Origin of the sequence: Chitinophaga sp. YR573, assembly GCF_900110995.1 — a bacterium.
Classification (GTDB): Bacteria; Bacteroidota; Bacteroidia; order Chitinophagales; family Chitinophagaceae; genus Chitinophaga.
The window spans coordinates 3,122,849-3,142,743 of sequence record NZ_FOJF01000001.1 but is presented as its reverse complement, the minus strand read 5'-3'; the positions used below and the strand labels follow the sequence as shown (position 1 = coordinate 3,142,743).

General features: G+C 43.6%; 12 protein-coding genes. 1 reads left to right on the top strand and 11 read right to left on the bottom strand.

The window, feature by feature from the left end; genetic code table 11:
• Nucleotides 1-62: 62 nt before the first annotated feature.
• The 8 genes from BMW86_RS13275 to BMW86_RS13240 all read right to left on the bottom strand — a co-directional run bounded on the left by BMW86_RS13275 (nucleotide 63) and on the right by BMW86_RS13240 (nucleotide 14,850).
• Nucleotides 63-2,258 (bottom strand): alpha-N-acetylglucosaminidase, encoded by a 2,196-nt coding sequence (locus tag BMW86_RS13275; protein ID WP_218149142.1) that lies wholly within the window; start codon nucleotides 2,256-2,258, stop codon nucleotides 63-65.
• Between the two features lie 6 nt (nucleotides 2,259-2,264).
• Nucleotides 2,265-3,617 (bottom strand): glycoside hydrolase family 27 protein, encoded by a 1,353-nt coding sequence (locus tag BMW86_RS13270; RefSeq protein ID WP_089782232.1) that lies wholly within the window; start codon nucleotides 3,615-3,617, stop codon nucleotides 2,265-2,267.
• A 99-nt stretch (nucleotides 3,618-3,716) separates the two neighbouring features.
• Nucleotides 3,717-5,321: a RagB/SusD family nutrient uptake outer membrane protein gene (locus BMW86_RS13265; protein WP_089782231.1), complete on the bottom strand. Its 1,605-nt coding sequence runs from the start codon at nucleotides 5,319-5,321 to the stop codon at nucleotides 3,717-3,719.
• A gap of 19 nt (nucleotides 5,322-5,340) precedes the next feature.
• Nucleotides 5,341-8,637 carry a TonB-dependent receptor gene (locus tag BMW86_RS13260; RefSeq protein ID WP_089782230.1) on the bottom strand — a complete coding sequence of 1,099 codons (3,297 nt, stop codon included), beginning with the start codon at nucleotides 8,635-8,637 and terminating at the stop codon, nucleotides 5,341-5,343.
• Nucleotides 8,638-8,913: 276 nt separating this feature from the next.
• Entirely contained in the window at nucleotides 8,914-10,059 is a 1,146-nt protein-coding gene (locus BMW86_RS13255; protein ID WP_089782229.1) for a FecR family protein, read from the bottom strand.
• Nucleotides 10,060-10,134: 75 nt separating this feature from the next.
• Entirely contained in the window at nucleotides 10,135-10,707 is a 573-nt protein-coding gene (locus BMW86_RS13250; protein WP_089782228.1) for an RNA polymerase sigma factor, read from the bottom strand.
• A gap of 134 nt (nucleotides 10,708-10,841) precedes the next feature.
• Entirely contained in the window at nucleotides 10,842-12,350 is a 1,509-nt protein-coding gene (locus BMW86_RS13245; RefSeq protein ID WP_089782227.1) for an ArnT family glycosyltransferase, read from the bottom strand.
• Nucleotides 12,351-12,390: 40 nt separating this feature from the next.
• Nucleotides 12,391-14,850, bottom strand: a complete 2,460-nt coding sequence (locus tag BMW86_RS13240) for a phosphocholine-specific phospholipase C (RefSeq protein ID WP_089782226.1) — start codon at nucleotides 14,848-14,850, stop codon at nucleotides 12,391-12,393.
• Between the two features lie 141 nt (nucleotides 14,851-14,991).
• Between BMW86_RS13240 and BMW86_RS13235 the strand changes: the two genes are divergently transcribed.
• A complete protein-coding gene (locus BMW86_RS13235) occupies nucleotides 14,992-16,416 on the top strand; it encodes a cation:proton antiporter (protein ID WP_089782225.1) in 1,425 nt (474 codons plus the stop codon).
• Nucleotides 16,417-16,621: 205 nt separating this feature from the next.
• On the opposite strand, the gene BMW86_RS13230 is transcribed toward BMW86_RS13235, so the two are convergent.
• The 3 genes from BMW86_RS13230 to BMW86_RS13220 form a co-directional block, all read right to left on the bottom strand.
• Entirely contained in the window at nucleotides 16,622-17,923 is a 1,302-nt protein-coding gene (locus BMW86_RS13230) for a lytic transglycosylase domain-containing protein (protein ID WP_177189251.1), read from the bottom strand.
• A gap of 13 nt (nucleotides 17,924-17,936) precedes the next feature.
• On the bottom strand, nucleotides 17,937-19,376 hold the full coding sequence (gatA, locus tag BMW86_RS13225; RefSeq protein ID WP_089782223.1) for an Asp-tRNA(Asn)/Glu-tRNA(Gln) amidotransferase subunit GatA: 1,440 nt from the start codon (nucleotides 19,374-19,376) through the stop codon (nucleotides 17,937-17,939).
• Between the two features lie 173 nt (nucleotides 19,377-19,549).
• On the bottom strand, nucleotides 19,550-19,786 hold the full coding sequence (locus BMW86_RS13220) for a Sec-independent protein translocase subunit TatA/TatB (RefSeq protein WP_089782222.1): 237 nt from the start codon (nucleotides 19,784-19,786) through the stop codon (nucleotides 19,550-19,552).
• Nucleotides 19,787-19,895 lie beyond the last annotated feature (109 nt).

Below are 19,895 nucleotides of genomic sequence, written 5' to 3'. Positions count from 1 at the left end.
CCTGTAGTTATTCTGAAGTTCATTACTTTCAGGAATAATTTATTTCTGTGTCAATACAACAATTATTCATATGCGGATTCAATTAGCCTGTGATATTTGTTGTACATCTCTTTTGATACTGAGACAGGATTACCAGATGCTGTTACAGGGAAAACCTTTTGTTGATTTACCCATTTCCATTCCCATTGACTGATTGTTTTTTCGAATGTATTCAGATCTGGGGCTGTGTTTGTTACAAGAGATTTATTGAGCAGGGTGAAAAACTGTTGCCAGCGTGCTTTATAGAAGTCATTTAATAAGCCGTTCCATTGCCGGTTAGAGTATTCGTGTAAAGGGCTTTCTGCATCTCCCCAGAGGGTGATGAGGTCACGGGCATTACGTTCGTATAGCGCTTTCTCCTTTGGAGTAGTTCCCCATTTTCTTGCATCCGCTAACCATGGCCCCAGCATAAAGTCCTTCTTTGTAGCCAGCAGTCTGTCCAGATCTTCTATCAATGTTAAAAATGCGGTACTTGTTTTCCTGAAAGCAACACTGTCCTTTGCTTTGTAGGCTTTGATCCATTTCTGCTGTAAAGGCAATGCGTAGTTTGCCATTACCTGACGGGTAATGTCTACAAGATCATAAGTGAAGCCGTCGGTTTTTATATCAGCTGATCTGATAAACAAATCCCAGGCCGGGAGTAATTCTTTAGGCGGATAATTGAGTAATGTCCTTGTCCATTTAGTAGTTGAGTCAAAAGTAGGGCGGCCGGTGATAATAGATTCTGCTCCATCTCTGATCAGTTTACCGTTGTAAACAGTGTGCCTTAGTATCTGCCATGCTTTTAACAGACTATCGTTTTGTGTGCCGTAGCGGTTCTGTATATATTTAGGCAGCCATTCATCTAACTGTACAGGTTCTGTTTGCCAGGTATGCTGCATGGTTAATTCATAGATGACAGGGTTCTGCTCAATGGCTTCCATAGTAAGCCCTATGCCGGATAAGCGTTTAGAGGCAGTATCATGTAACGCCAGTGCAGGACCGGCAGCTACGCCATCCATACGGCCGAATAAATTTACATTACCACCGAAGTTGTTCAGCATATTCCAGATCCAGGGCTTGCCGTAGAAGGCTTCCGTCCTTTTCCAGACAGGTTCTATTTCTGCGGCCAGGTCCAGCAGGATCATCTTATCATCCGGCACGGCTTTTAACAATGCTTCTATCTGAGGAGCTTTCCAGAACTTACGGTCGCTGTAAAATAACCATCCCTGCATCACCCAGATAGCTGCTGTATCCGCCTGTCTCATGCCTTCATAAATCCTGGCGCTTAACTGGGAGAGATAAGCCGAATCATCTGAAGGAGGTTCGTTTTCATTAAAGGTATCAGCAGAGTATAAATGATCTGTCCCGAATAAACGGGTTTGTGTCTGCAGGAATTTCTTTCCTATCTGTGCAAACAGCGGATCCTCTGAATCCAGGATATAGGTATCAGCAAAACCGTTGGTCCAGTTGGTGGCTTTGAGTTTTGCATTCGGGAATTTCTTTTTAAAGGCAGAAGGGACATGGCCGGTAAAAGCCGGGAGTACAGGACGCATACCTAATGCTCTCTCCTGTTTTACGATCTTTTCCTGTAAGGTCTTATGACTTTTCATCCAGCTGAGAGGTAAAGGACCACCCCAACCATCCAGGTTTCCCATCCAGAACCAGCCGAAGTAAGCAGGGCCGCAGAAGAAGTCTTCCAGGTCTTTATCTGTAAAACCCATGTTTTTGTATACTTCGTACCAGGTATATTCTTCTCCTGTAAGGGCCAGCGGCATGTTGATGCCATGCAATGCCATCCAGTCAATTTCCTTTTGCCAACGGTCCCAGTCCCACCAGCTCATACTGTAGTTGAAGGTGCAGTAGTTGAGATAGTAGCGATATTCGTAAGGTGTTGCTTTTTTTATCTTCTGAGGAACAACAGGTAGTTTAACCGGTAGTTTCAGGTTGCTGCCATTCCAGGTGATCTGGCAATGACCATATTCCGTGAGGTAATAATATAAAGCAGAAGCAACTGATACGCCGTTATTACCGCGAAGAATTATTTTCCCTTGTTTGCTTTCTATTTCAAACACATCTTTCTGCGGTAAAGACTCGACTGTAAACGCTGCGGCCTGTTGCGGCACTACTCTTTTTATCAGCGCTAAAGCAGCTTCTTTATTCAGCTGAGCAACGGCAGGAAGCTGCATGGATATTACCATTACGCAGATCATGCGTAACAATTTATTGCATATTTTCATGATGTTTTATTTCTTACTCAACTGGAACAAGGCTGTTCCATGCGGATTGATCTTCTGTTTAAAACTATTTTTAGCAACACCTGCTGATGTTTGTTGCCATAGGTCTTTTACCTGCCAGCTTCCTTTTATACCCAGTGCGGAAAAGTCTACAGCTATTTCCTGTGGCTCATCTCCCAGGTTAAAGAATGCGATGTTCCAGGCACCTGTAGCAGGCATCTGAGAAACCCATACAACAGCGTTTTCCTTACGGTATAACTGCCGGCTGTTAATACTGTGCTGATCAACATCCAGCACATCTTTATTGGTCAGTAACTGTTTTACAAAGTCTGTATTCTCCGGCATATTCCCTCCCATCATCAAAGGAGAATTAAACATACACCATAAGGTCATGTGTGTACGTTGTTCATCTTCTGTTAATCTTGAAAATCTTTCTTCTGATACCGGTCCGCGTTTGGAGACTTTCCCGAATTGCAGCATGTCTGCATCCGGCCAATAGCCGGGAGCGCCTATGCCCATCCATTCTGCACAATGATCAAACTGTTGTTTTAACTGTTTCCAGTTATCCCAGAAATCCCCTGAGATACGGGATAAATTTGAATTCTCTTTTATACTGGGCAGTTCTTTCTTCAGGTTTTTAGGAGAAAGACTGAGAACGATAGGCCTGCCTGATTCTTTTATTGCTTTGTGAATAGCTTCTGCTTCATTCTGGTGATATACCTGATCTTCCGCATCAGCGGTCATATCATCCATCTTAATGTAATCCACGCCCCATGAGGCATACAGTGTTATCAGCGATTTATAATACGCTTCTGCATCTTTTAATCCATACATATGGTTCAACCAGGGACAGATAGAATTCTGATCCGCAATGTCAGCAGCATGTGCATCCGTACCTAAGATCTTTGTGTTCGCCCATACTGCCTGACGGGGTATTCCTCTCATAATATGAATCCCGAATTTTAATCCGAGAGAATGTACATAATCTGCTAAAGGCTTGAATCCCTGTCCATCTTTTGAGGAAGGGAATTTGCCCGGATCAGGTAATAGTCTTCCATACTCATCCATACTGCACCAGGGAACATAAGCTCCGTCTTCCAGCCTGAACTGTGGTGCGTTAGATACCTTTGCTCCGGGTGGGTGAGGATAATACCAGCAATAATCTACGATGATATATTGCCAGCCATATGGTTTGAGGTACTTAGCCATGTAATCGGCATTCGCTTTTACTTCATCTTCATGTACAGCACCACCAAAACTGTTGTAACTATTCCAGCCCATTGGAGGTGTAGCAGCTATTTCTTGTCCGAAAGACACTTTATAAACAAAAAGCAGTAACAGAATGAAACGAGAGACCTTCATGATTAATTTATTTTATATTCATAACGAGGATGGGGCTGACCAGATATCAGCCCCAAATCCCTGAAAAGATATAAAAAAACAAATGCAAAATGAACTATTTTAATATCCGGGGTTTTGATCCAGCTTAGGATTCAATGCCCGGGCAAAGGTGGGTATAGGATAGATGCGGTGATTTACATCTGCATCCGTTTTATATCCCCATGAGCCTTCAAACTTACCAAAGCGGATCATATCATTCCTGTGCCAGCTTTCATATACCAATTCACGGGTCCTTTCGGCATACAGATCATCCAGCGTTACAGCGGTTAAAGCGGTCGTATTACGGATAGTTCTTACATCATTGGTAAGGGAAAGAGCTGTTTGACCATTGGTCGCAGCGGCTCCACGCAGAATAGCTTCCGCCTTCATGAGAAGGATATCTGCATACCGGAAAATCGGAAAGTCATTATCCTGGTTACGGGAAGTAGAAGTACTGTCCGGATAGAATTTAATACAACGATATCCTTCAGCCCAGCTCTTTTCATCATTACCGGCATCAAAGTTAAGGACATCGGTAAGTACGATATTCGGGGTAAGAGTTAACTCGTAGTTATATGCTGCTGTTGGATCACCACCGGCATAGCTGGCATCATAACCTATATTGGTTGTAGAGATCACAATAGGCTTCCCCTGGTAATCATACTGTTTGCCCTTTAAAAAGATATCATTACGCACATCGCCGGTCTGATTAAAGTAACTGTAAAATTCCGGCATTATACTCACTGCACCACTTGGTGTATAAGGAAGTGAGTATTTGGCTTTCATTGCCCGGTGAAGATAATACCGTGCAAAGAACTGTCCGGTTGTCTGGGTACTGCTCGTTGTTGCATTTGTATTAGGTACTGCAAAGATGAACTCCTTACCGCCACCGGTATTGGGACCATTATTGATAGCAAACATAGCTTTGTAGTTGCTTTCCAGAGCGAACTTACCGGAACTGATAATACTATCGCACATTCTTACGGCATCAGCATTACGTTCTGTGCCGGTATATATTGTTGCATTCAGGTACATTTTAGCCAGTAATGCAAATGCAGTATACTTTGTTGGCCTGCCGTACGTACTGGTACCTACAGTTGTACTGAGACTCGGCAATGCAGCCAGCACCTCTTTCTCAATGAAGGCAAATACATCTGCACGTTTGGTAGTAGCAGGTTGGGCGGTATCTCCGAAAGTAGTAGTCACCGGAATATTACCATAATTATCCATCATAAAATAATAAGACAGTGCACGCATAGTCTTCACTTCTCCGACGATCTGCGGATCAGGTGTTACTGAAGAAGCGGCAAGGATAGACAGTACCAGGTTAGAGGTACTGATAGTAGAGGTCAGTAATGTCCATCCGGCACCCACATTACCATTATCAGCATTCCAGGTATGCAGATGCATCTGCTGATACTTATTACCATCAAGCCAGTTACCACCTCTTGCAGGTAATATGCTTTCATCGGTACTTAATGATTCCATGAACCAGAATTCCCTGGTCAGGTTGGCATTCGCAAAAGCTGTATACACCGGACCGGATGCCAGAATAGCCTGTGCTTGTGTTAGTGGAAAGTTTTCAGGATTCAGTTTACTTTCCACGGGCACATCAAGATCATGACAGGCACTTAAACCACCTGCCGTCAGAAATGTGAATAATATATATTGAAGAAGCTTATTCATAACTAATAATTTTATTTATTTAAAACGAAGCGTTTAATCCTACCAGGATAGTGCGCGTTTTAGGATAGAAATTATTTGAGTCTACACCAGGGGTTAAACCGCCCAGGTTTACCTCAGGATCAATGCCTTTGTATCCTGTAATAGTGAACAGGTTATTACCGCTTACATATACACGCAGGGAACGGAGGTTCTTTGCAAGATTCTTAAAGGTGTAAGCAACCGTTGCATTATCCAGTCTTACATAATCTCCTTTCTCAATAAAGCGGGTAGAATACCTGTAGGCATTGACATCCTTTGCAGATTCATCCGCAGAAGATACCAGCAGATTGTTGAGCTGGGCAGTAGAAGGTCTGTTCAAATCTGCACGGGTGGCATTGAAGATATGATTACCTAATGTTGAACGGAAGAAGAAATTAACTGACAGTTGCTTATAGTTAATCGTATTATTCCATCCCAGCAATAATTTAGGCTGTGCATCACCGGCATAATAATAATCCTTCAGATTCGTAAGCGTAGATACACTCGAAGTAACCTCTCCTTTTGAATTATAGTACTGAGAAACGCCGTTTGCATCCTTACCTGCATATTTAAAAGTAAAGAACTGTCCTATAGGATGTCCTGATTTTATCAACTGCAGTGTAGCGTTTGTCTGTCCGCCACCATCCGGTTGCATCAATGCAATGGAATCCAGTCTGAACCGGCTGTTGGACATAGATACTATGTTGTTTTTATTATGCGCCACGTTCAGTGAAGTAACCCATGAAAAGTCCTTTGTTTTTACAGGCGTCACATTAATACTGATCTCTATCCCTTTATTCGTCATTGTTCCTGCATTCGCAATTAAAGTCCCTACAGGATATTGTGTGGTTGCTACAGGATAATTCCATATCAGATCAGATGTCTTCTTATTATACACATCTACCGTACCTGTAATGCGTCCGTGTAACAGGGTATAATCGATACCAATATTGCTCATGGCTGTCTTTTCCCAGCGCAAATCAGGATTAGCATTCTGTGTAGCTCCTATCGCATTTACATACGATCCGTTGTAATAGAAGTTACCCGCAAAACCAAATTGCAGTTTTGAAACATAAGGATCAAAACCAAGAGAGTTACCTGTAATACCATAACCTCCGCGTAATTTCAGTTCATCAACAACATGCTGTCCTTTCATAAATTCCTCGCTGGTAACATTCCATGCTGCTGATACGGAAGGGAAATATCCCCATTGATGATCTTTACCAAAAGCAGAAGAACCATCACGTCTCACAGAAGCCTGCAAAAAGTATTTACCTGCATAATTATAATTCAACCTGGCAAAGTCCGATATAAGACGCAGCTTGGTATAATAGTTATTTCCCCAGTCTACTTTGTAGCCTGTTCCACTGCTTCCAAGACTAATACCATAATATCCCAGTGCATCGGAAGGGAAATTGTAGTTACTACTCTGGAACCCATCATTATTACCATCCTGCTGATAAGAATAACCTACCAGTGCGTTAATGGAATGGGCGCCTAATTTCTTATCATAGGTCAGGTAGGTTTCTGCAATAGTATTGGTATTCTGGAAAGATGTTCTGTAAGCAAGACCATTGGTGGCTCCTGTAGGCAGCAAAGAATTATAGTTGGTAGTATAATAGCTGTTATAATAAGTGCCTCCGGTTTTCTGCACATTCTGCCAGGCCAGGCTGACGTTATATTTAAATCCAAAAGGTAACTCCAGTTGTGCAGTTACATTTGCGATCATTGCCTTGGTCTGCAGTTTGCTAAACGCATTGGTTTGCAGCCCTACCGGATTGAAATATTTTTCACGTTTAAAATTCTCTGTGAGACTACCGTTTGCCTGGTACACAGGAACAGTCGGTAAATACTTTACCATGTTCTCCAGCAGATAACCCTTGTTGGTATTCTCCGGAGAATTTGCTGCACTCGTCAGATCCGTCACCTGCAGGTTAGGAATATTGTCTGCATTCGTCACTGAATTACTGAGTGAGAAACCCAGTTTCAGTTTATCATCAAAAGCCTTTTGCTCAATGAACAAACGGCCATTGTAACGCTCTGACTGAGTCCCTTTGATAATCCCTTCTTTCTTAAAATAATTAAGACTTACACTATATAAAGTTTTATCACTTCCACCGCTTACGGCTATATTATGATTATGAGAAACGCCGGTTTTACGTTCTACTTCTTTCTGCCAGTCTGTGTTGCCACCCTGATCATCAATAGGATCAAATGCAAGGTTGTTCTTCGTTACAAAGTCTCTCAGCTGAGAAGCATTCATCATCTTCATCTTGTTAGACACTTTCTCGAAACCTACATAACCGCTATATGATAATTGTGATTGTCCGCTCTTTGCCCTTTTGGTTGTTACCATAATCACACCATTTGCAGCACGTGTACCATAGATAGAAGTTGCAGCAGCATCTTTCAGTACATCAATAGAGGCAATATCATCCGGTGCAATCAATGTGATGTCTACACCCGGTACACCATCTACTACATAAAAAGGCTGTTGTGCAGCTCCTGTACGTAAAGTAGAAGCACCGCGCAGGACCATGGTAGCCGTTTTATTCGGATCACCATTGCTGGTAACGTTTAATCCCGGTACTTTACCCTGTAACAACTGTGCAGGGTCGTTGCTGGGGGTACGGTTCAGGTCTTCACTCTTTATGGAAGTTACGGCGCTGGTTAATGCCCGGCGGCTCTGGCTACCATATCCTACTACTACCACATCGCTAAGTCCCAGAGAACTGGTGAGCAGGGAAACAGCAATGTTGCTGCGGCCACCTACGGTTATTTCCTGCGACTGGAATCCTATAAAGCTGAATACCAGTACGGCATTGTCAGCTACGCCACTGAGGCTGTATTCACCTGTAGCGCTGGTTTGAGTGCCTTTGGTGGTACCTTTTACCTGTACGGATACGCCGGGTAAAGGATTGCCTTTGTCATCAGTTACTTTTCCCACTACGGTCAGGGCAGGCGCCACGTCTGGTTCAGCCACCATAGTGGAGTGGCTCCCGGGCTGTTTAGCCTTTACCACCACAGTTTTATTCACCATTTCATAGGTAAGAGGCTGATCTTTAAAGATGATGTCCAGCACTTCGTGCAGGTCTTCATTTTCTACGCTTACGCTTACCTTTTTAGCCTGCTCCAACATTTGCAGTTTATAAAAGAAAGTGTACCCTGTCTTCTTCCTGATCTCCCGGAATACGTCTTCCAGCGGACGGTCTTTCAACGACAGGCTCAACTTTTGCGCATATCCTGTGGCATTAACCTGCAGGAAGGCGATAGTGAGCAAAAAAACAGTCATTTTCATAACAAGTAGAATTTTGCGGTGCATCATAGCACCCTTGCAGCGGGCTGCGATTTTGGTTGGTAAAAGCCACGATAAAGAAGTGGCCCTTACATAATCATGCAATTGCATAACTTTGCAGTGTTTGGGTTTAAGTAATAAATAGTCTTCGCGGATTGTTTCTAACGTGGCCCGGCATTCAGGGGCGGGCTCAATCGCCCCTTTTTTTTGCGGTATATGGGCAGTCTTTCCTTACGGTGCTTTGTCCATAGTTTTATAACGTGGTTGATTATTAGTTGATTACGGCTTTACTATGATCTTTCTGCCTTGTATGCTAAAGTTTACGCCACTTGCTTCCAGAATTTTTAATATTGAAGACATGTTTTCATTCCTGAACATTTCCCCCCGGAAGTGGTCTTGCGGAATGCCTTCCGGATAAACAATCTCCATATCGTACCACCGGCCAAGTTGGCGCATTACATCTTCTATTGTTGCGTCGTTAAAAGTAAAGAGACCGTTCTTCCATGCAATGGTTGCATCGAGATCCGCCTTTACTATTTTTATATCTCCATTGTTATCTGTTTGTGCCTGCTGACCAGGTTTCAGGATGACGTCCTTACTTTCCTGTACTACTTTTACAGCTCCGTCTACCAGGGTGGTTTTCACGGTCTGTTCGTCTGAATAAGCCATCAGATTAAAGCTGGTGCCTAATACCTGCACTTCCATCTTATTCACTTTCACCATAAAAGGCTGCTTTACATTGGCGGCTACTTCAAAGTAGGCCTCTCCTTTTAAGACTATTTCCCTGTTCTTACCGGTGAAGGCAGTTGGGAAAGTGATGCTGCTGGCGGAGTTTAGCCATACGGTAGTACCATCAGGCAAGGTTACCTGGTACTGCCCTCCTCTTGGAGTGGCGAGTGTATTCAACGCTGCAGGTTCATTGCTATTCCCCTTTGCGTTATTATAGGCCAATTGGCCGCTTTTTAGTTTTATTACAGTAACTGTACCCTGCTTGCTTAATGCGCCGTTTTTAGCGTCTTCCAGCACGATTACAGAGCCGTTTGCGAGAGTGAGGGTAGCTTTGTTGCCACCAGGACCAATATCTTTAGTATCTTTTTGTGCTATTGGTTGTTTCCTGTCTGTTCTTAACCACCAGCCACCAGCGAGTATTAATAATAGTACAGCCGCCGCAGCGCTCCACCAGATGGTCCTGTTAGTATGTATTACTTTTACTGAGAGTATGTTTTGTAATAATTGCCTGCTTTGTTCTTCTGTATAGATCTTAGGTGCATCTGTACTGTCTTTCCACACATCATCCATTACAGCTTTAACGGCAGCTTCGTTTTTGCTGTCCGACAGCCATTGCATCAGCGCTTCTTCCTCTTCGGGAGTGGCTGTGCCATTGAAATAACGGCGCATCAGATCTTGTAATACCGGCTCAGACATCGGTTGATGATTTTGGTTCCTTGTATATTAAAGACACCAGAAAAAACAAAACCGGGTAGTCCGTTTCAAATTATTTTAAAAAAACTTTATGAGGACCAATAAAATGATGTGATGGAGATGGGCGCGGACATAAACAGTGATAGAGCGTAAGGCTGCTGACAGGTGCTTACGGGCGGTTTCAGGGGAGATTTGCATGTGACGGCTGATTTCTGCATATGCCATGCGGTGGTGCTGTTTCAACAGATACACCTTCTTTTGCTGGGTAGGGAGTTTGGCGACTGCCTGTTCTATTAACGGGGTGTAGTCATTATCTTCTGCGACTGGGGCTGCGTCCTGATCATGTTCCCAGGTTTCCCGGCGTACACGTTCCCTGGCGGCCTGGCGCAAGCAGTTGAAAGCCTCATTACGGGCTAAGATATATAGATAACTGTCGATTTGTTTTATTTCCGGTAAGCGTTCCCGCTGTGTCCAGATCTTCATGAATACGTCCTGGACGATTTCTTCCGTCAGGGCGGCGGATTTAGTCCATCCCAATACAAAGCCACCCAACCTGTTATGGTAGGTATGAAATAATCCTGCAAATGCTGCTTCGTCTCCGGCAGCTATCCGTTGCAACAGATTATTTTCATTATGCTCACTATTGTACATGCTGTTCACCCCTTAGCAAAATAAGTAGAAATATGCCCCTCGTACCTAAAAATACAAAAACATCCTGATGAACAAACAGGTAAATAAAAATAAGCTGTAGGAGTGACAATTATTTATAAAGGTGAGATTTACATTTAATGGCTGTTATTTTGGATAAATTCCGGATGATAATTCTCACATCTGTATACAAGGAATTTCCTTACTACTTTACCATTCCTGTGAATAACAATCGGTGTTAATGGTATGATATTATCAAAATAACCATTCAGATCAGCAACAAATCCCTTCTCATCAAAATCATCTTTTACATCCGGAAGAGAATTGATAAATAAGGCATTCCTGCCTTTCAGCGTATTCAGGTCCGTACCGATATAATCAAACTGTAGGGCAGGACGACCAAGAATATTCTGTCCGTATACCATTTCATTCATATAGAAATTCAGCACGGCACTTGTTTTGTAATCATCCGCAGAGAATATAAAATCCTTTGGATACTTATGCTGTAATATCTTTACATCGTTAGCCATATTCCCCCATCCCAGCCAGATATCATCTGATTTCACAGCCACCGGATAACACAATATTTCCACTGCCATACTCAGATGTACAACAAGCGCAAACCATAATTGCCAGCGGATTAATTTCTTACTGAAGTAAGGAGTGATTAAAATAATACCTGTGATATAAGCAGGCATCATCCAGTTTAATTTCACCCAGGTAACAAATGACAGGAGGAAGAACCCTGCAAATACCGGTACGAAAAAACATAAAAGGAATAATTTCTCCTGAGGAATAGTGGCTATTCTCCAGCTGTATTTTTTAATGATCCGGTATAACAACCAGCATAATGCGAATAATAATGTGGGCATGAGGATAGCCGCCTGATGGCCAACTACTCCCAGGAAATCAATGACATTGATATGGAAGCCGCTTACTCTTTCAGAAGACTGAAAACGGAAGGATGCCAGATTATTACGCACATTCCATATGATGACCGGACTAATCGTAATACCGAAGAATAATACAGCTAACCAGCTCCAGGGAAAGAACAACAGCCGCCGGTATTTATTTGATAATATTAAAAACAGTACCACACCTGCAGGCATCAACAATCCGGTGTATTTACTATCGAAAGTAAGGCCCATACTGATACCGGCCAGTATCCACCAAACCTGTTTGTGCTGAAAAATGGCTTTATACAGGCATAAGAGAGACAATGTCCAGCATAATAGTAATGGTACATCCGGGGTGGATACCAATGACAGAATGGTTACCATCAGCGTGGAGAAAAACACCAATAAGGCATTGTCTGTTCTGCGGGGGCTGAGGAAATATCCTGCCAGTTTGTAGAATGAGAGTAAAGTCAGTAAGGTAATAAAGGTATCCGCCAGTTTAATGGCGAATACCTTCTTACCAAATATGGTCGTGAATGTTTTTAATAAATAAGCAATAGCCGGAGGATGATCAAAATATGAAAGGGCAGGATGTTCTCCATAGAAGGAGTAGTAGGCATCCTGGGGCATTAATCCCATTATGCCTATGAATGCTAATCTTAGCAAAAGGATGATCAACACCGTAACCGTTAAGAGCTTATACTCTTTGATAACAGCTCCGGGATTTGCCCAAAATCCGGCTTTATTCATAGGTATTTTAACGCCATAATCATTCCACAATTGTTACAAATCAGAGCTTTACCCTTCCCATCAACGGATCTGTGAAACTGGCTTTCCCTGTTTCCACTCTTCCTGCAAAGCGTTGTTCAAATGTTGTATATCCTTTTGCCCTTACTGTGAAATCATACCAGCCGAAACTCTGGCTAAGATCCAGCTTAATACTGCCCTTGCCGGGAATAACGAATGAATGGTCACCGCTCTTGTAACCGTTGTCTGTAATTTCAATACTGTACATAGCGGAGCTGGAGAATTCTATATTCAGATTGCCTGTAAAATGCTCGTTATAGCAGTAAACTTCCATCTTAGGATCGTCCTTATCTCCTTTGAATTCCCGGAAGAAGCCATTAGGACCATATACTTTCAGATGATATTTTTCATTTTCAAACTGAGACAGTACCCATTTATCGGTGAGTTCATCACCTGCTGATACCGCGTAAGACCATGTTCTTACGCCTTCCATTTTGTTGTCACGCCTGGACTGATATTTCCCGGGGGCGTATACGTTAAATGGTGCACCGGCCGACTTCTTTTTGAACAATGTATCACCAACCTGGAATTCAATGGCAAACGCTTTTCCGGATAAATGCCCGTTCACTGTCAGTTCATAGGGCAACGCACAGGAGTTACTGATACCTTCTTCCTGTTTGGGCATTAGTGGAGATGCAGCAGGATTATGGTTGATGGCGGCAATATCTGCTGCTGTCAGTTTACGGAAACCGGATGGTACATTTTTAAATTGTGCCTTGTGGATGCTTTCTATGAAAGGGTCCCTGTCTAAGTATTTTGGCAGGGTGATCTTTTCGCCGTTGTATGGACGGAAAACGGAAGTCAGGTCACCGCAAACAGTACGGCGCCACTGACTGATATTACTCTCTACAATCCTTTTCTTTGTCTTATGCCCAAGGAATTCCTCCAGGAACTGCAATGTAGAGGTATGGTCAAATACCTGGGAATTCACCCATCCTCCCCTGCTCCAGGGAGAGGCAATTACCAGTGGTACTCTGTATCCAAGCCCGATAGGACTTTCCCTTACATCTGCAGCTTTCATACCGGGCTTACTCAATTCCTGTTCACGGGTTACGTATTCAGCTGCGGTGTTTATCTTTCTGGAAACAAATCCTGTTCCGGGCAGGTGAGGTGATACAAACGGAGGGATATGATCGAAATCTCCGTCATTCTCATCATAAGCCAGGATGAAGATTGTTTTCTTCCATACTTCCGGGTCCTGGGTAAGGATATCCATTACTTCGGATACATACCAGGCACCATACCAGGGTGCGCCGGGGTGGTCTGAGAAGTTTTCAGGAGCAACCAGCCAGGAAACGGTCGGCAGCTGGCCGGTCTTTACGTCTTCCCGGAACTGATGTAAAACATCTCCCTTGGGAACGGTCATTGTTCTCTCCTTATCTCCATCCTTATAATTAAGGGTAGTGATGGAATGATAAGCAGGATCTTTTTTATTGGTAGTAAACGCCTTTTCATGCAGGTTCCTTTCCTTTTGGGAGAGCTGCGCGAATTTTTCCGGGCGCCATTTGGCAGCATACTCTTTCAGCTCTGTCAGCTTTTTCTGCTTTTCTTCATCAGGAGAATTCTTTATTTCTTCGGATAACTTTGCGATTTGTTTTTGTACGTCTTTATAATGCGGGATAGAAAAACTCACATGATACTGAGCGAACCATTCCAGGGGATTATCAGTGAAGTTAGCCAGCCACGCATCTTCATCTCCTTCAAATCCTACTCCTACGCTTATTTCGTTCTGGTATACTTTCCAGGAGATACCGTTGTCTTCCAGTCTTTCCGGGAAGGTAGTCCAGTTGGCAGGGAAACCATAATCCACTTCACTATTCCTGACATTTGGCTGCCCATCGGCTTTTGCGCCGGAACGAAGGGTGCCTGTCCAGAAATATAAGCGGTTGGGAGTGGTACCTGTAAGAGAAGAGCAGAAGTTCTGGTCACACACAGTGAAGGCATCTGCCAGTGAATAATAGAAAGGGATATCTTCCCGGGTGTAATGCCCCATGGTCAATGGCATATCTGCATATTCCTTGTTACCGGACCTTTTGGAATCCAGCCACTTATCATATTTGCCATCATTGCGGGCATCTACCTGGTTTTCCCAGGAATGCGGAAGAGAACTCATCCAGGTCGCTTTGGAATCTTTCAGATCCAGCCGGAATGGCGCATATGTTTCGCCTTCTTTGTTGGACTGCAGCCATACCAGGTTTTTATTAGGCAGTGTAATAGCCCTCGGATCGTTGAATCCTCTTACGCCTTTTAATGTACCATAACAATGATCGAATGAGCGGTTTTCCTGCATCAGCAGAACAATATGTTCTGCGTCCAGAAAAGTGCTGCCAGGAGCGGGATCGATTGCTAATGCTTTTTGAATAGAAGCGGGTAATACACCCAATAAACCTGCGCCGCCGGATAATAATGCGGCTTTCTTAATAAAATCTCTCCTGTTATCCATATTCGTGGCAATATAATGTATGAGTATCTAAGCTACGATTACTCATTAAAAAGTTCAAACCTATTTAACATTGTGAGAGGGGTAAATATGCCCTCGACAGGATATTTATTATTATCTTTCTCACAATTAATAAGGAATGATATGAATAAACGATTGTTGTTGTACCCGCTTATTATAGGATTTTTCGGATGCCTGACCTGGTTTATTATAAAGCAGGGCAGTACATTATCAGTAAAAAGCGGCCCTGTTGTTACAACTACCTCATCAACAACGGCAACAGTTTCTGCTCATGAAACTGTATGGACGTCTTTAGTACATAATATACAACATCCGCTGGCATTATTGCTATTGCAGATCATATTAATATTGATAGTGGCCCGTGTGTTTGGCTGGCTGGCCGGCCGAATCGGGCAACCGGCTGTGGTGGGTGAGATTGTGGCAGGGATTTGTCTGGGGCCTTCCCTCCTGGGTTGGCTATCTCATGATACCAGCGCTTTTCTGTTCCCGGCGGACAGCTTCAAAAACTTACAGTTTCTCAGTCAGATAGGGCTGGCGTTCTTTATGTTCGTAGTGGGTATGGAACTGGATACCCATAAGATAAAGAACAAAGCACATGATGCTGTGATGATCAGTCATGCCAGTATTGTGGTGCCTTTCTTTTTAGGTGTATGGCTGGCATATCATATATATCCGCAGTTTTCTCCGGCGAATGTGAGCTTCCTGTCTTTTGCACTGTTCATGGGTATTGCTATGAGTATCACAGCTTTTCCGGTGCTGGCCCGTATTGTACAGGAGCGTAAACTGAGCGGAACACCTCTTGGCTTGCTGGCGATTACCTGTGCAGCAGCAGATGATGTAACGGCCTGGTGTATTCTTGCGGTGGTGATCACCATCGTGAAAGCGGGTACGCTGTGGAGTGCAGCGCTTACATTGGGGATGGCGCTGGTATTTGTAGGTGCGATGCTGTATGTGATAAAACCCTGGATTGCGAAACAGTTTAAACAGTTTGAAGCTAAAGGCAGGGAGAAATCTATTGTTGCGCTGGCATTTCTGATATTACTGTTTTCTGCATGGGCTGCTGAGGTGATTGGTATTCATGCGTTGTTCGGGGCTTTCCTGGCAGGTGTGATTATGCCGGCAGAAGTCTCTGTACAGAAGTTGCTGACGAATAAATTGGAAGATGTGAGTGTATTATTATTGTTACCTATCTTCTTTGCCTTTACGGGTTTACGGACGCAGATCGGTTTACTGGGTCAGGGGCATCTCTGGACAGTATTCGGAATGATTATGCTGGTAGCGGTTTCCGGTAAATTAGGAGGAAGCGCGGCGGCGGCGAAGCTGATGGGGCAGTCCTGGACAGATTCTTTAGCGATAGGCGCTTTGATGAATACAAGAGGTTTGATGGAGCTGGTGGTATTGAATATCGGTTATGATCTTGGTATTCTGACTCCTGAGATATTTGCGATGATGGTACTGATGGCATTGGCTACTACCTTTATGACAGGGCCGATACTGGATCTGGTGAAAAGAATAGAGACGAATCGTTTGCAGACAAGTGGCGTATAATATTATTCTTTAGATAGATAAACCCGCAGCGTTTGTATAATGCTGCGGGTTTACTTTTTTTTGGTGGTGCTAAAGCACCATCAAAAAAAAGGGAAGGGTTTTGCAGGGCTTCGCCATGCACCCAAAATCATCCAAAAATCAAACTGGCCCCCAACAGAAAAGGCTGGTCATATGACCAGCCTTTTCGTTCTTTATAAGAATATCTTTATTTGGTAGCTTTCTTAGTTGCAGTGGTAGTTGTTTTCTTAGCTGCTGTTCTTTTCTTAGCTGCTGATTTGCTCTTTACCGCTGTTCTGTGTTTTACTGTGTGTTTCGCTCTTGTAGAAGTATAAGTTCTCTTTGCTTTCGCTTCAGGAATCGCTGCCAATTTTGCTGGCGGCGGGAACTTAGATTTATCTACACCACTTGCTTTATCATCCAGCATCATCTGAAGAGATTCTTTCAGGATTTCTTCTTTTTCTGCCTGGAACTGTTGCATTTTCTCTTTAGGCACACGTAAATCGTAGCTGTTAGACGGACCTGACATCAATTTCTCGAAATCGGGGTTCAGGTGGTCCAGTTCAGTTCTTTCCATATTCAGGCGTTTGGCAATTGCATCCATCCTGTATTTACCGGAAATGTTGAATTCTACGGTGTTGAACATTTCTTCTTCTGTGAGTTCTGAAGCCATAGAGCTTACTATTGCTGCAGAAGCCGGGATGTTGGTCGGGATGATTTTAGCACCATCGTCGCCCACACCGAAGAAGTTATTGAACCTGTCTAATATATAACCTGTAGCGATGAATTTGTACACGTGGTTACGTGATTCAGCAGGCAGGAAATACTGCATACCCCAGAAATCGCTGCGACCGCTTGCATTCATGGCACGTTTTACGCCACCTGCACCACAGTTATAAGCTGCTACTACCAGGAGCCAATCGCCGAACTGGTCGTAAAGTTCATTTAAGAATTTTGCTGCTGCCACGGTTGATTTGTAGAAATCTTTCCGTTCGTCCACTTTTTTACCAACGCTCAGTCCGAAGATGCGTGCAGTACCGGACATAAACTGCCAGGCGCCTACAGCTCCTACGCGGGAACGGGCATTTGTATTAAAGCTGGATTCTATCACAGCCAGGTATTTCATTTCCTCGGGGATCCCATTTTCTCTGAAGATCTTTTCAACCATGATGAAGTATGGCTGTCCTTTGGCAATCATTACCTGCAGGTGTTGGCTATATCTGCTGGCAAAGTTGTTAATGTAACCTGCTACTATGTTATTATTGATTTGTTCGTAGACCTTGGGACTACTAATGCTGGCGGGCAGGCTTTGTGCGTTCTGACGCACTGTTACAGAGGTTGCGGAAGGCACCGTAGTGTCCTTAGGCAAACGCACTTTGTGGTTCAGTACTGTAGTATCCGGCGCCCCATAGGAAGATGCCGTGTTTACAGATACCCTGTTGTTCCCTTTCGCCTCAGAATGCCATGCACCCAAAGCAGGTAACAGCAGTACTAATAAGAATTTCCTCATACACATATTTATTTTAAACAGGAGTGACCTGTCTTGTTTGCATTACATGTTCTGCAATGCTTAACAGGTTCGCTTCGCTAAATTGCTTTGTGATGATCTGTACACCATACGGCATCCCGTTTGAATGCCGCCGCAAAGGGACCGAAATAGCCGGAACCCCTGCCAGATTTGCCAGTACCGTATAAATGTCTGCCAGGTACATGGCTATAGGATCGTTTGTTTTCTCCCCTATTTTAAATGCCGTTGAAGGCACTGTTGGCATAATAATCGCGTCGTATTGGGATAAGATTTCCGATAATTTATCTACTACCAGTCTTCTAACTTGTTGAGCTTTCGTATAATAGGCATCATAATACCCTGCACTCAGCACAAATGTCCCCAGTAATATACGCCGTTTTACTTCCATTCCAAAACCTTCTGATCTGCTTTTTTTATAAAAATCAACCAGATCCAGGTTTTTTAAGGGAGTTCTATGCCCGTATTTTACTCCATCGAACCTTGAAAGGTTAGAGGAGGCCTCGGCAGTAGTTAATACATAATATGCAGGAACTACGTAATCGAGATAGGCGAAATCCGCGGCAGAGACAGTATTACCAACGGTTTCCAGCTCTTCTAAGAAGAGCCCGTAGCCTTCTTTCATTTCTTCGTCCAGTCCCGGATGCATTAACGCATCCTTTAGATACGCTATTTTCCAGGATTTATTGTCCAGTGATTGATAATCAGGCACTTTTTCTGTAGAAACGGTGCTATCATACTCATCAGGCCCGGCAATGGTTTGTAGAACTATCGCAACGTCTGCAACATTCCTGCCAAAAATGCCAATCTGGTCAAAAGAAGACGCATAAGCAATCAGCCCGTACCGTGAAATGCGGCCATAGGTGGGCTTTAAGCCTACTATACCGCAAAAGTCTGCCGGTTGCCTTACGGAGCCCCCTGTGTCACTGCCAAGACTTACCATACACAGATCAGCCTGTACCGCTACTGCCGAACCGCCTGAAGAACCACCCGGAACCCGGCTGTTATCCAATGCGTTAAGAACAGGGCCATGTGCTGAGTTCTCATTTGTGGAACCCATGGCAAATTCGTCACAGTTAAGATTGCCTATGATAATAGCATCTTCCGCCAGCAGCCTTTCTACGGCGGTGGCGGAATACAGGGAAGTGAACCCTTCCAGCATGCGCGAAGCTGCGCTTATTTTGTGCCCTTTGTAACAGATAACATCTTTGATACCCACAACAACACCCCCAAGCGTCCCCAACTGTTCCCCTTTTTGTATACGGGTGTCGAGTGCCTGAGCTTTCTCCAGGGCTTCTTTTTCAAAAACTTCCAGGAAAGCATTCAGGTGTTTTGTCTTACCGATACGATCCAAGTACAGGTGTACCATCTCCGTACAGGTAGTTCTGCCGGCGTATAGTGCTTCATGGAAAGCTGATATACTGCTGAATTTAGACAAACCAGTTAATTGCTTAATAAGATAAGATAATTAATCAAACGTAGGCCAGGCTTGGTTGGCGTGCCGGAATATACCGGTGGCATATTGGTCAGAGATAGTCCTCGTTCCCCAATACAGTTTGAACATTAATAAGATACTGAGGCAGTCCCCGATTAAAGGGACTTTCAGTTATATCAAACGCTTTTCTGATCGGTAGTAGAAGGCTGATCCTTCATACCGTCTTCAATTTCCTTACGAACGTTATTCTTGGCATCATTGAACTCACGGATACCTTTACCAAGGCCCTTCATCAATTCAGGGATTTTCTTACCACCAAATAATAACAGTACAACCATTGCAATCAAAAGAATTTCAGTCATACCTAGATCCTGGAACAATAAGAGTGGTGCTTTTGCGATAACGGCAGTCATTTTCTCAGTTTTTATAATGTTAAGCTAACAAAGATAGACAATTATATTCGGGATTTCTTCAATGCCGGACGGGGCATGAGGAGTTTTAATTTTATTTTAAGAGTCAAAG